Consider the following 14,444-nt stretch of genomic DNA (forward strand, 5'->3'; position numbering starts at 1 on the left):
AACATCATTGGTAGGACTTAGTTCATCCGCAAAATACTTGCCAAAGCGGGGCTGAAGATTAATGAAACATGAGCATATTTAAGACCAGACAAGGTGAGTTTCTATGGCACCCCTTTTGCCTAATAGTTTTTGATAATAACTACTACATAATCCAGATTAATGTTTCGCTTGTTCTATCGTATTCGGATTGAGGTAGTTATATCTTTTTACTTATTTGCAGTGCTTCCAGATTTGCTTTCGAAACCGAAGTATCTGTCCAAATGAAGCTGCCTTTCTGGCAAGGAAAGTCCGCACATTCAGCACAAGTGGCATAGCCTTTACTGATGGCGCAGATGCGAATTTTACACACAAAGCAAAAGCCCAAATGTTTGCCATCGTTAAGGCATCCCTCGCAGGCGAGATCTTCTATTGGCACTACTTTATCAAATCTCTTTTTGTAGGCATCCTGTATATTTTGGAATAAGACTGGGTTCTTGGTTTTAGTAGCTTTATAGGCTGCACAATTTTGGCAGTCGTTGCCGCAGGGGGCAATTAGTTTTGGCATTTTCACTCCAATTGTTTTCATGTATCGGAAAAGCAAAAAAGTCCTTCCAATTGTTTAGAATTAAATCTGGAGTTATGGAAAGGACTTAATATATGCTGGAAACTAGTTTCCTTTGTTAAAATCCCGGTTTTCTTCGCGGTTGTTTACTTCCCAAAGTTTACTGGCACTATCTACAAGGATCAGGAACTCAGCTCTATATCCTTCTGTATCTTTTCCAATACTGGCGCTTGCCAGGTCTTTCACCATCTGCCAAGTTAGAGACTCTTTGTATTCTGAATTCTGTAACATCATGCCGTAGCCAATAACCGCAGAGGAGAATTTAAACGATTCAGACGCATTTTCCAATGGGATAATTTCGTTTTTTACTGGTAAGTCAAATGGGATGCTTACATCGCCATCGGGGAGCTTGTAACGCAACTTAATGGTCATAATTTCCGGAGATCTTTGAGCTTCGGAGCTTATCTTAACATCCTGATATTTTAGCTCATCAAGTTCCGGAATGGTCTCATTTGAATTCATAGGGATGATTTCGTAGACCGCTGTTACATTATGCCCCGCGCCCAGTTCACCAGCGTCTTTCGTATCGTCTTTAAAATCTTCTTTATTTAGCAATCTGTTTTCATAGCCGATCAAGCGATAAGCTTTTACATGCGCTGGATTGAATTCTATCTGCAATTTCACGTCCTTGGCGATAGTATACAGTGTGCTTACCATTTCGTTGACCAAAAACTTCTTTGCTTCTTTGATGTCGTCTATATAGGCGTAATTTCCATTTCCTTTATCTGCAAGCAGTTCCAGAGTGTTATCTTTGTAATTTCCCATACCATAGCCCAGAACTGTCAGGAAAACGCCTTCATTACGGTTTGATTCGATCAAATCCGATAAGTGTGCCCGAGAAGATGCTCCCACGTTAAAATCACCGTCTGTGCACAGGATTATACGGTTGTTACCGTTTGGAATCAAATTCTCTTTAGCTATCTTGTAAGCAAGCTGTATACCTGCTCCACCAGCGGTAGAACCACCGGCGTGAAGTGTATCCAAAGCGTCGAATATTGCTTTTTTGTTGTTTCCGGATGTAGAGGGCAAAACTTCTCCGGCAGCTCCGGCATATACCACTATCGCTACCTTGTCGTTACCACGCAGGTTATTGACCAATAACTTCATGGATTTCTTCAATAGAGGTAGCTTATTAGGCGAATCCATCGAACCGGAAACGTCCAACAAGAAAACTAAGTTGCTGGGGGGTGCTTTACCAAGATCAAGCTTCTTGCCCTGAAGGCCAATATGCACCAGATTACGCTTTTGATTCCAAGGGCAAACGCTCATTTCGGAATAAACGGTAAAGGGATGATTGTTCTCTGGCATTGGATAGTCGTAAGCAAAATAGTTTACCAATTCTTCTATCCTCACACTGCTTGGCTCCGGTAGATATCCTTGCCTGATGATACGACGGATGTTGCTGTAATTAGCCGTATCCACATCGATGGAGAAAGTGGATAGAGGTTCTGATAGAGGACTATGGAATATGTTGGGTTCAATTGCTTCATATTGTTCTGTGTTGAAATTTTGCGCTTGTAAATGGATCGTGGGGATTACACGATTCGCATATGAATTCATATCAGATACTGCGGATTCACTCAAACTGCTAGTATTAATCGATTTGGAAGATCCTGCCATATCGCGTTGTATTTCTACAGGCTGCGTGTAAATTCCTCCTGGCTGCATTATGGGGAAAAGAGATGCTGTTTGATGCTCGCATATATGTACATTTTCAGCAGTATATTTCATAAAACCTATCAGTGAGCAAGTTACAGTATAGGTGGAATCAGCAGGTATGTTGATAATCGTCGCCATACCTTTTTCATTGGTTTGAGCACCTGTGATTCTCGCACCATCTTTCAAGATACTCACATTTACAAATTGTAAGGGATTTCCATGAGAATCTCGCACTCGAAGGGCAAGCCTTCCAATCCCACTCTTATTAAGAGTATCAGATTGTGCAGTGCCATAAGGTATTGCTGTGAGGACGGGATTCAGTTTCACAGTTTTTCCGGCTTCTACGAGAATATCCTCAGAAGTATAAGGTTCATAAAAAGCAGCCGATATCTGGATTTTGTATCTCCCGGGTTTAAGATTCTGTAGGCTAAAACTGCCATTCTTGTCCGACACAGTGCTCGAAAATTCTCGTTCATCAAAAATGCATTTTACCTCCAGACCACTCAATCGGCTATTGTCTGGGTTAATAATAGTGCTACTTACATTACGCCGTACCTTTGCCCAGTATATTGCATTACTATCGTTAGTATCGGTAATGGTGCCACTTATACTACCGGTTGGTGGTCTTTTTGCCGCAGCTACTACCAGTATCAGCAGTATCATTAAAATAATCAGGTGCGTTGCTTTCATGATTCCTCCTTAAGATATGCGAATACAACTAAACAAACAGTTTGCAAAATAAAGTCAAGCAAAATCTGTGCAATGCAAAAATATGGATTTGTAACAAGATAAGAAAACTTTTTCTATTTTGGAGATAAGCGAACTGTGTTTGCCTTTCTATATGCCCCTGCATCGAGTGACTATGTCCCGTTGGAAAAAAGGGGAAGGAATCTCCCGTGAAATGAAGCTTTTTCCGTATGAAGACATCGCAATTATTCAAACCTCCTTTCCAACTATTTTCTTTCTGATTGGATTAAGCTATACTCAGGCAAAGATCAAGCTGTGATTCTCTTACCGCAACATGAGAATCTCCCGATAAAACACGTTTAATCATAGGTTCAAGCATTGGGGGGATGAATAGTAATATTGGACAGTATCTTACAATATGTCTTCTATGCTATACGGGAGGAAGGGTACATTATTATCGATGTTATGTCTAAATTCTTCTAAATAGGCGGGAGCTGCAGCTTTTATCTCATCGTGAAAGATACCAAACATCACGATGCTTCTGTACATCAGAAAAAGCTCCAGAGCTTTTAAATCTGCCGTAGGAAGTGGAAAATTAGCTAGGTAAGAGTGTAGAAATGGGAGCACAAACAGCTCTCGCATATCCGGTAAAGCAGATTGATAATTGGAATGAAACTCTATGCGAGAGTATTCGCTATATATGGCATTGGCAATATCTTGCACAAAGTAATGGCGGCAACTTCGGTCAAAATCTATTAGGTGCAGAGCAGAACCACAGAAAAGTAAATTCTTGGGGTGCATATCGTTGTGGATAAAACCATAATTCGCCTTTGATCTTTCGTAGTGTTCTAGTTTGCTTTTAAGATCTTCAAAGCAAACTTTGATGCTGGGATATGGTAAGCAATCGTAGATTTTCTGCCATTCATCAAGCCAATTAAGCTCACCTACTACATTATAGTTTTGTGCTGCTACATGGCAGTTTGCTATTAACCTTGCCCACTCGGTATAGAAAGCCTTAAGTTCTTTTGGATGCAAATTTTCAATATTGTTTCCGGGTATCCAGCTCCAAGCATAGGCGAAATAGTCTGCATCGGTGCTTGTGATGGTCTCGATATATTTTTTATTCACGGATGGTAAAAATTCTTGGGAGAAGATACTATGCTTATGTAGATATCGGGCAAATCCGATCCGTTCCTCAAGCTGGAATAGCAGATTGGCAGAGTTTTGCACACCAATCTTGAGCGCAATGGTATTTGTTCTAAACACTTCTGCGCTTGAGTGATTGTGGCTTCGTTTATAGAACTTGGCAGGTTCATTTAGATTGAAGAGTTTAGCGGCTTTGGATACGATTTGTGGATCTATACGCTGCATATCAATTCCTTAAAATGGCGGAGAGTCAGGGATTCGAACCCTGGGTACCCGTAAGGATACAACGGTTTTCGAGACCGTCCCGTTCAACCGCTCCGGCAACTCTCCACGCATAAAATCAACGTTTTTTCTGGAAGAAATCTGTCAAGACGAAAGCACATTCTGCGGCTAAAACACCACGCGTTATTTGGGGATGATGATTAAAGCTTTTATCCCATAGGCAGTTGTAAATGGAGCCAACAGCACCGGCTTTGGGATCACTACAACCAAACACTATTCTTCCTACCCGGCAGAGAATTATCATGCCACTGCACATCAAGCACGGTTCTAGAGTAATATATAGAGTGCAATCTTGCAGAAACTTAAGCCCCATTTCTTGAGCCTTATCCAAAATTAGTTTCTCGGCATGGTGAAGGGGGTTGTGGTTTTGCTTTGTCCGATTGTGTTCACTTATAAGGATTTGAGAACCCTTTACCAGGCATGCTCCTACGGGTATTTCATCTTCCTGGGCAGCGAGTTTTGCCTGCTGCAGAGCTTCTTTCATGAAGTATTCGTCAATCATGGAGTAACAAAAATCCGTATGCGGGCTTTTTGTTCTTTTTCTTTAACCCAGGTTTCAAACCAGTTTTCAGGCAATTGTCTTGTATAAATGCCTTTTAATAAGCTTCTATCGATTTCGTTGCTGTTTGAAGGATAATATGCTTTGGGGATAAGAATTACAAATAGATCATCCAGCCTATCTACTTGTGGTTTTTGTTTTTGCAAATATCGTTGCATGGCATTTAGGTAGATGAGATCCAGCTCTTTTTTTGCGTATTTACTATCAATGCCAGCTTGACTGTAGCTTTCAAAGCGATCTCGTTCTGGATCGGGATTTAGAGATGGGTTTTCTTGTAGCCATTGCAGCGCCATTTGTTGAGCAAGCATTTGCTGACGAGAAGCTATTAAAATTGGTGTTATTTGGTGTTTAACTTCAGCTAAGGGATGTACTCGGTTCACTTGGTTTTCGCTAAGTCTAATAATTAGCCAATTACCGGTAATGTTCGAATATGTGGGTTCAAGTATATCGCCCTTTTTGTGGGTCATCAAATTGGAGACAACGTAATCTACAACTAACTTATCGGTATACCATAAGTCTTTAACGCTTAGGTTATTATGCTGGGCAAGTTTAAGCTCAAGCTCGGATGCGGCAACGCTCATACTTGTTTCTTGGGCTAAATTCATGGCACCTCTAGCTTGAGCGTAATAGGCGTTGACTGTTGAAGGTGAGATGATTGGAGGTATTTGAAGTGCTCTGTAACTAAGCATAGACTTGCTGCGTTGAAGCTTTTGATATATTGCAAAGCCACTACCAATAGGGATGGGGCGACTGAATGAGTTATCCTGAAGGCGTTCTAATATGGGTAATGTATCGGGATCTATGTTTTCAATTTTTACAAATCCTGGTTCGGATAAGCTTAGCCCCGGAATTTGCTCCTGTTTTTCATTGATAATTGTTTCAAAACTCTTTCCGGCAATTACTTGAGTATGAATTGTATCGGTAACCGCTTCGGTATATTGTTGATCAATTTCATTTGGTGAAACAGGTAAGCTGATGTACTCTATGCTATAAATTGGATCCATAACAAACTGTTCGAGATTTCTGTTGTAATAGGATTCAATTTCGGTATCGCTAATAACCGGTTCCATAGCCAAGGGATCAAATACGATCAGATCAAAATCTGCCTTACTTACGGCAATCTCGGTAATTTGTTTTGTGTTTCTACCATTGTTGAGTTGTTCGTCGATCAGCTTTTCTTTAAGTTTCTGAACCGGAACATAATACTCGTAATAATTACGCCGAACCGGACTCATATTAAAGGGGCTATCGTAACGCACGGATTGGTAGTATAATTCGTGGTTAAACTTGCCATTGATCATTAAGGAAGGACTGTTCTTTAAATAGGATGGGATAGAAACAAGCAAAGTATCAATTACTTCTTGCTCGGTTACAGATACTTGATACTTCTCAAAAGCGTCTTTCAAGATTACATGAGTAATAATGTTACGCCATGTCTCATTGAAAATCGCATTCTTTTCTTCGGCGTTGGGCATACGCCCATTGGTAACTTGAAAATTTGCAGTATGACCTTGGTATGAGCGGATAAAATCCGAATATGAAATGCGTTCGGAATTGATTATACCTGCTGCATCACCGCGCGGTCCAGAACAAGCAGAAAGAGCAAGAATTATTAATATGAATATTAGATAGTTTTTCATGATTCTCCCAAAATAACCTTTTGAAGCTCGGAAAGTATTGTCCAGGCAGCAATTGGACTGGTTGCCTCCAAATCTAATTCACGAAGTTTATCTAAAATATCTTCGTTTTTCTTCGCTTTATCGATCATTACTTCAAAGATTTCAATTTGAGGACTGCTATCTGCTAGTTTTTTACGTAAACTGGCAGTAAGTCCCTGAGCGCTAATTTCGTGTTCTTCTAAATTCTTTAAAATTTCATGAGCGCGGCGAATTACCTTGTTTGGGATTCCAGCTAATCTGGCAACTTGGATTCCATAACTCTGATCTGCTCCGCCTCGCTCTATTTTTCGAATGAAGATCATCTGTTCATTGTAAAGCTTAACTGCTACATTATAGTTTTTAATATCGGGGTAGATATTCTCTAATTCAGTTAGCTCGTGGTAATGAGTAGCAAATAGGGTAAGGGCTTTGATATGCTTTTGAATATGCTCAATAATAGCCCAAGCCAAACTAAGCCCATCAAAAGTGGATGTTCCTCTACCAATTTCATCTAGCAGGATAAGAGATTCAGTAGTGGCGGAATTGATGATATTTGCAGTCTCAATCATTTCTACCAAGAACGTACTTTGTCCTTGCGCGAGATTATCAGATGCTCCAACTCTGGTGAATACGCGGTCAAAAATGGGCAGTTTCATCTGTTTGGCAGGTACATAACTTCCCATTTGAGCCATAATTACTAAAAGGCCTACCTGCCTTAAATAGGTAGATTTGCCCGCCATGTTGGGTCCGGTTATCAGGGCAATACAAGTGTCAGGATAGTCTAAGCGCGTATCGTTGGGTATAAATTCTGCTACGCCCATCAATTTTTCGATGACCGGATGGCGACCGTCCTCTATCTGTAAATCTCTGTTTTGAGTAAATTCGGGGCATGAGTATCTGTTTTGCCATGCTAAAAAAGCTAAAGAGCTATAAACATCAATCTCTGCAATAACATCACTTAGTTGTTGTAAACGAGGCAAATGTGTTGCCAGTTCGCACCGAAGCTCTTTATAAAGTTCATATTCAAGGCTCTTAATCTTTTCTTCACTGGAAAGAACCTTAGCTTCAAATTCCTTGAGGCGAGGGGAAATATAACGTTGAGAATTAACTAATGTCTGTTTGGGGATGTAATAATCCGGAACCTTATCTTTATGGGTTGCAGTTACTTCAATATAATAACCAAAAACACGATTGTATCCCACTTTCAAGCTCGGTATACCGGTTTTCTTTTTCTCGTCATCCTCTAATCTGGCAATCCAACCTTTTCCATCATGCACCAAGTCCATCAATTCATCAAGATCTTGTTGATAAGACTTTTTGAATATGCCTCCTTCGGTTATGGTAGCAGGCGGTTTCTCATCGATGGCATTCTCTATTAAGGAATCGATATCCGAAAAAGTATCCAAGGTATCTGTCCAGATTTCAAATAAGGGCTGTTTAAACAACAAAAGTATATCCTTAAGGTTACGAGCACTTATAAGATAGCTTCGTAATGCCAACAATTCTCGGGGATTTATCCTCAGAGAACCCAAGCGGGAAACAATGCGAGAGATATCTCCAATTTCTTTTAAAGAGGTGCGAATATCTTTTAAGTAAGCTGTTTGCTGCAAAAAAGCCGTAATCATACCTTGGCGTTTTAGAATACCATCAATATCTATAAGCGGGTGCAATAGCCATTGCTGCAATAATCTGCTGCCCATTGGAGTTTGGCTTAAATCTATGATACTCAACAAACTGCCGTGGCGATTGCCGTAGCGGATACTACGAATGAGTTCCAGATTTCTCCGGCTGATCTCATCTAATTGCATGTATTGGGCAAGAGAGTAATATCGGAGGGTAGTGATATGTGTCAATGGTACTTGATAAAGGCTTTTAATATAGGCTATTGTGGCTCCCGCAGCCGTTGCGCCTGCTGGACGATTATGTGCACCATAAGGTTCAAGGCTGCTTACACCAAAGTGTTTTTTTAATAAAGCTTTTGCTTCTGCTGGTTGGAATTGCCAGCTATCAAATATGCTGATGGTCGGTTCATATTCGAGTTTCAAGCTTTTCACATAAGCCTCGTTCATGGAACCATCAACAAGAATTTCTGCTGGCCTTAATCTATGAATTTCATTGGCTAATTCTGTATGTGGTAGTTCGGTAAACAAGAATTCTCCTGTCGATAAATCCAAATGGGCTAATCCACAGATCTTTTGCTTGGGGTGACGATATAGTGTACTTAAGAAAACGTTAGCATTTCCATCAAGAAGATTCTGATCCAGCACTGCACCTGGAGTAATAATCTCAGTAACTTCTCGTTTAACCAAGCCTATTGCTTTTTTGGGATCCTCAGTTTGTTCGCAGATAGCAACCTTTAGTCCACTTTTAATCAATTTATCCAGATAGTTATCCAAAGCATGATAGGGAAAGCCGGCTAATGGCACAGGATCGTCATCATTCTTATTGCGAGTGGTGAGAGTAATGTTTAACACTTTTGAGGCAGTAGCGGCATCCTCAAAGAAAGTTTCGTAAAAATCTCCCATCCGGAAGAGGACAAGCTTATCGGGGTGAGCTTCTTTGACCTCAAAGTATTGGCGCAACATGGGGGTGAGTTTGCTTTTATCCATTTAGTATTGAACTACAAAGCTATTAATATCAACGTTGTTAAGCAATACCCGAGCGTGATCTGTATATTCACGGCTTGTGAAAGGTCCTGCCAAAACTACCCAAGTGATTTGTTCCGATGTATTATCTTCATAATATGAGGAAGGGATTTTCATCGCTCTGATGGTTTTGCAAAGCCTTTCAGCGTTTGTTTCTATCGAGAATCTTCCTGCTTGCAAGAAGTTACCATTGATGGGTTTAGCGATTAGCTTAATTGGTTGCGAGCTATCTATCTCTGGAAGTTTGATCTCGGAGATATCGGTACCGGTTTTTGCCACAAAGCTTTCAACTACAAGAGAGCTATCTTGTTCGCATTCACTTTGTATATCCAAAGGAGTGTATGGATATAGAAAGCTCAAATCTATTGCTGGAGCTTTACTTCTAAGGGCAAAAAGCCTCTCTTCAATATTGAAAGCCACTTGGGAGTATTTATTCAATTCGTAACCTTCACGGTATGAATTTTGGGCATTCTTAAAATTGCCACTCAGTTCGTATGCCAAACCCAGTTTGTAAAGGTGGTATTGTTTGTCATAGTTTTTAAGCTGGCCTATTTTATTCAAGCTGGATATTGCGCTTTGATATTTCTTTTGTTTTATATATGAATCCGAGATAAGATGTTGAGCAGCTTCAACTTCTATACCAGAAGCATCGAGCCTGATATAATTCTCGGCATTGGCAATTGCTGTAGAAAAATCATCCAGCCAATAGAATACAACTGCCGTCCAATAGAATCTTTCAACAATATCCGGGGATGTAATTCGACGCAGCAGAGTTTTCGCCTTATTCATATCACGTTCCAAAATATGAATTTTCGCAGCCTCCAACATCGCTAACTGACCATAATGAGTTTTAGAGTATTTTTCTGCACAGGATGTAAGTAAACTAAGAGCATCGGCGTTATTCTTATTTAGAATTGCCTCGTAATATTTTACTAAGGCATGTTCGTCATCTTTGTTGGGCTTTAGTTTTGTTATCGATTGCCGTGCTTCGGAGAGATTCCCTTCGGAAAATAAGCTTTCCAAATGCTTAAAATCCTTGCGTACTTGAGCGTTTAAGCTTAAGCTGAAAGCAATCAAAACCAATACAGGGATCAGTCTAGGCATTTTCGAATCAATCCCCCTGTTAAATTAGCGGTTTTGAATGGAATGCGAAACCTGGCATTTGGTTTAGTACAAGGAACTTCATTGTTTTCTTCATCATATATCTTACTAACCTGAATTCTTATGTCGTTTTTGAACTGAGCGAAGATAATTTCAATAGTATCTGCAACTGATATTTTAGCAACAGTATCTACTACTAATTCATCATTTTCATGTGCAATTATTTTTCCACAATACTCGCAATTTGTGTAATATGCTTTCTTATCGCTTTTTTCCACTATGCCGGCATCTGCATCTGGAAAGCCATAAAAACCTTGCCAGTATGGGCGATGCGAGACTTTTTCCAGCTCATTGTAAAGGAATTTGATGGCAGCTTTATCTTCTGGCGAAATATCAAGTGCAGAACGGTATATTCGAGTTAACTGAGCTACATAGTACTCGCTTTTCATGCGTCCTTCAATTTTCCCTGCATCAATCCCATGCCGGGCAAATAGTGATATTTTATCCAATAAGCAAAGATCTTTGGAGCTAAGAATATAAGATCCATATTGATCTTCTTCGATAGGCAAAAACTCTCCCGGTCGCGATTCTTCAGTTAATGCCCAGTTCCATCTGCAAACTTGAGTGCAAGCTCCGCTGTTTGCGCTACGCTGGTTAAGGTAAGCACTCAGCAAGCATCTTCCAGAGTACGCTACGCACATGGCGCCATGAATGAAACATTCTATTTCCAAATCTGGTAACGCATTTTTTAGCTCCAGAAGCTCTACAAAACTCATCTCTCTGGCGGCAACAATGCGTTTTGCTCCTTGTTGATGCCAGAACATCGCAGCCGCAACCGAGCATACATTGGCTTGAGTGCTAATATGTATAGGAATTGCAGTGAGTTCTTGAACCAGATTGAAAACTCCCGGATCAGAGACTATTACCGCATCGATTCCCGTGTTTTTTAGCCACAGCAAAAATTCTCTTAGGGCGGGATAGTCCGCATTGCGCATATAGGCATTTAATGTAAGATAAAGCTTAACTTTATGACTGTGTGCGTATGCTATTGCCTGTAGCAATTCATCTTTGTCGAGATTATTTGCTGTAGCTCGCAAACCAAATAGCTTGTATCCGCAATAAACAGCATCTGCGCCGTAGTTGATGGCAGTTTTTATCTTATTGAGATCGCCACCTGGGACTGTGAGTTCCATCAATTGCTCATCGAGTTTAACATATCTTCGTTTGATTGAGAAGCCTTCATTTGTTTTCTGAGGGTCTCAATACCTTGAATTGGGCTAATTGTTTTTAGATATTTGCGTAATACATACATTCGATTGATTTCGCTTTTACTAAGGAGTAGTTCTTCTCGGCGAGTACCAGATTTAACCAGATCTATAGCGGGATACAAGCGCATATCGGAAATACTGCGGTCCAAAACCAATTCCATGTTTCCGGTACCTTTAAATTCTTCAAAAATCACTTGATCCATTTTTGATCCGGTATCTATCAACGCTGTTGCAATTATGGTTAGGCTTCCAGCTTCCTCAGTGTTACGGGCGGAGCCAAAAAATTTCTTGGGTTTAATTAAACCATTAGCATCTATGCCTCCAGAGAGCACCTTACCGCTGGAGGGAGTGATGTTGTTGTAAGCTCTGGCCAAACGAGTGATGCTATCTAAAACAATCACAACATCCTGACCCAATTCAATCATTCGCTTAGATTTTTCCAAAATGATTTCTGCCACGTTTGTGTGATTTTTGGGGGATTCATCGAATGTGGACGAGATAACTTCACTGTTTCCAGGTTTTAACACTTTCTTCATTTCAGTTACTTCTTCGGGACGCTCATCAACCAATAGTACGATGAGATACACTTCGGGATGGTTGCTTAATATAGCATTCGCAATATCTTGCAATAGTGTAGTTTTACCGGTTCGAGGAGCTGCAACAATTAAGCCTCGCTGTCCCTTCCCAACTGGCGTAAACAGATTAATGATCCTGGTGCTATAGTTTTGCGGATCAAATTCTAAATTCAACCGTTCTGTTGGGTAGTAGGGCGTCAGTTCGTCAAATGTACGCATATCTTGTAAACTAGATGGAGACATATAGTTCACTGCTTCTACCCTTAAAAGAGCATAATATTTCTCGCCTTCTTTGGGAGAACGCACAGGACCGGAAACCATGTGTCCGTTTTGGAGTCCAAACCTGCGGATTTGAGTAAGTGAAACATATACGTCATCTTTTCCGGGTAAATAGCTATTGTTGGGAAATCTTAAAAAGCCAAAACCATCATCCATAATTTCTAAGCATCCAGTAACGAATGCTAAGCCCTCTTGAGCGGCTTGAAACTCAAATATCTTAAATATGAGGTCAGAGCCTTTATATTGAGAGTATCCGGGTATTGATATCTTCTTAGCCAACTTGGTAAGCTGGGCTTGAGTCATATTAAACAGATCGTCTTCTATGAGCATTATTTATCTCCTTTTTATTTATGTCCTATAATGAGTATTCTTGATGCGCTTGCAAAACCAATTTCATTGATGCGGGCAATAAGTTCTTTACCTTCCAAAATAAGTTCGGGATAGTCTCCCAATTGTTCCAATCTTCTAATTGTATCCTGACAGTTTTTTATTAGACCTGCCGATGTTTTATAATCTTTGGGATCATCAACTTCAGGATAAAACTCCTCGATTTTCATCTGTTTAAGTTTTAAACCCTTGGCAATTTGGATGAGAGCTTCTTTTGTAAAAGTGCTATCATGATATATACCGCTTAAGCTATCCACCTTTGCTACCCAATGATGCATTTTCACATGAGTAAGTTGAGGTTGGCTTTGTTTTCCATCGGCATACATTTCGGTAAGAATAAAAGTCCCTTCTGGTTTTAGAACCCTCATCATTTCCGTTAAGACAATATCCAGATTCTCAAAGTGATGTAGAGAATTTGAAGTGCATACAGTATCAAAATGGCCATCCTCAAACGGAAGCTTTTCCAAATTCATGCGGTAAATCTCCACATTGTTCTCTGGAAACAATTTCTGAGCATAATCTACGCTCTTTTCAGAATAATCTACTCCAATGATCTGAGTATAGCTTCTAAGATACTGTTTAAGCAGATGGATGAATTCACCACGACCCGTTGCTGCGTCCAATACTACTCCACCATCAATTCGGTTCAGATTTTGGAATACGTCTTTCACGGCTTTAACCTCGCTTGTGATTTTTGTGGATTGGCAAAAAAATGAGTTGCCATTTACCTATACATAATAGCTGTGCATTTGCTGTGTTATTGAATACGTACTATCTTTTTCAGCTATTGATTTTTAGTCAAGATAAATCGTTTCGCCCAAGCGATTTTGTTGATTATGCTATTTTAGCGGTGTAAAATTATGTTAGCATTAACATGTTTCTATATAGAAGTACAGCATAGGAGTTATATAGCCAGAACACAAAACACTTGACGTATAATCAGAGCATAGCCAAACTGTTTTAAAACATATCAGGAGAGATCATGAAAAAGTATTGCCTGTTGATACTGCTTATAATGCTTAGCTTAAGTTCCTTTGCTCAGAGAAAAGCATTGGTGATTGGTAATAAAGATTATCAAGATGAGGGTATTCCTACCAGCCTCAATGATGCAAAATTAGCTACTGATGCCTTAAAAGCTATAAATTACGATGTTACTCAGCTTGCAGATCTGGATTATAGCGCTATGAATCAAGCCATTGAGAATTTTGTTAAATCACTCACTACATCTGATGTGGCAGTTTTTTATTATACCGGTTACACAAAACAGATCTCTGGTAAAAACTTTCTGATTCCCTTAAGTGAAAAAGGTGCCAAGGCTTCAAATGAAAAACTGATAAGCATTGAAGATGTTTTATCTAAGCTTAGGAAGGCATCCTATTCGTTTGTGTTTTTAGAAAACCGCAGTCAAAAACGATCCTTTTTCAAGAAATTATGCCCCAAGAACAAAGGCTTGGAAGCCATTGAGAATTTAGGCAACAATCAGGGCTTTGCCATGGCATCTACCTTAGGTAAAGATCTTACCGCACAAGGTGAACGCTATAGCATATTTACTTATACGCTTTTTACGAAAATAACTTCAGATATGTACGATTTTCCA

General features: G+C 39.9%; 11 protein-coding genes, 1 tRNA gene and 1 pseudogene. 1 reads left to right on the top strand and 12 read right to left on the bottom strand.

The window, feature by feature from the left end; genetic code table 11:
* Positions 1–196: 196 nt before the first annotated feature.
* From LHW48_09685 to LHW48_09740, 12 genes and pseudogenes are all read right to left on the bottom strand, one after another.
* Complete coding sequence (locus LHW48_09685) at positions 197–544, bottom strand: DUF3795 domain-containing protein (protein ID MCB5260722.1); 348 nt, start codon at positions 542–544, stop codon at positions 197–199.
* 102 nt (positions 545–646) lie between these two features.
* Positions 647–2,587 (bottom strand): von Willebrand factor type A domain-containing protein, encoded by a 1,941-nt coding sequence (locus LHW48_09690; GenBank protein ID MCB5260723.1) that lies wholly within the window; start codon positions 2,585–2,587, stop codon positions 647–649.
* Positions 2,567–2,923: pseudogene (locus LHW48_09695) on the bottom strand (carboxypeptidase-like regulatory domain-containing protein). The gene LHW48_09690 and the pseudogene LHW48_09695 overlap by 21 nt, the downstream one beginning before the upstream one ends.
* A gap of 435 nt (positions 2,924–3,358) precedes the next feature.
* Positions 3,359–4,318 (bottom strand): phosphotransferase, encoded by a 960-nt coding sequence (locus LHW48_09700; protein MCB5260724.1) that lies wholly within the window; start codon positions 4,316–4,318, stop codon positions 3,359–3,361.
* 15 nt (positions 4,319–4,333) lie between these two features.
* A tRNA-Ser gene (locus tag LHW48_09705) sits at positions 4,334–4,423 on the bottom strand.
* A gap of 10 nt (positions 4,424–4,433) precedes the next feature.
* Positions 4,434–4,877 (bottom strand): nucleoside deaminase, encoded by a 444-nt coding sequence (locus tag LHW48_09710; GenBank protein MCB5260725.1) that lies wholly within the window; start codon positions 4,875–4,877, stop codon positions 4,434–4,436.
* On the bottom strand, positions 4,874–6,574 hold the full coding sequence (locus LHW48_09715; protein ID MCB5260726.1) for a SurA N-terminal domain-containing protein: 1,701 nt from the start codon (positions 6,572–6,574) through the stop codon (positions 4,874–4,876). The genes LHW48_09710 and LHW48_09715 overlap by 4 nt, the downstream gene beginning before the upstream one ends.
* Positions 6,571–9,201 carry a DNA mismatch repair protein MutS gene (gene mutS / locus LHW48_09720; GenBank protein ID MCB5260727.1) on the bottom strand — a complete coding sequence of 877 codons (2,631 nt, stop codon included), beginning with the start codon at positions 9,199–9,201 and terminating at the stop codon, positions 6,571–6,573. The genes LHW48_09715 and mutS overlap by 4 nt, the downstream gene beginning before the upstream one ends.
* A complete protein-coding gene (locus LHW48_09725; protein MCB5260728.1) occupies positions 9,202–10,341 on the bottom strand; it encodes an SPOR domain-containing protein in 1,140 nt (379 codons plus the stop codon).
* Positions 10,329–11,531, bottom strand: a complete 1,203-nt coding sequence (locus LHW48_09730; protein MCB5260729.1) for a U32 family peptidase — start codon at positions 11,529–11,531, stop codon at positions 10,329–10,331. Before LHW48_09730 ends, LHW48_09725 begins: the two co-directional genes overlap by 13 nt.
* Positions 11,531–12,790 carry a transcription termination factor Rho gene (gene rho / locus LHW48_09735; GenBank protein ID MCB5260730.1) on the bottom strand — a complete coding sequence of 420 codons (1,260 nt, stop codon included), beginning with the start codon at positions 12,788–12,790 and terminating at the stop codon, positions 11,531–11,533. Before rho ends, LHW48_09730 begins: the two co-directional genes overlap by 1 nt.
* 14 nt (positions 12,791–12,804) lie before the next feature.
* Positions 12,805–13,518 (bottom strand): class I SAM-dependent methyltransferase, encoded by a 714-nt coding sequence (locus LHW48_09740; GenBank protein ID MCB5260731.1) that lies wholly within the window; start codon positions 13,516–13,518, stop codon positions 12,805–12,807.
* A gap of 311 nt (positions 13,519–13,829) precedes the next feature.
* On the opposite strand from LHW48_09740, the gene LHW48_09745 reads away from it, so the two are divergent.
* The coding region (locus tag LHW48_09745; protein ID MCB5260732.1) for a caspase family protein at positions 13,830–14,444 on the top strand (615 nt) is incomplete at its 3' end.

The organism is Candidatus Cloacimonadota bacterium (assembly GCA_020532355.1).
In the GTDB taxonomy this organism is placed as follows: domain Bacteria; phylum Cloacimonadota; class Cloacimonadia; order Cloacimonadales; family Cloacimonadaceae; genus UBA5456.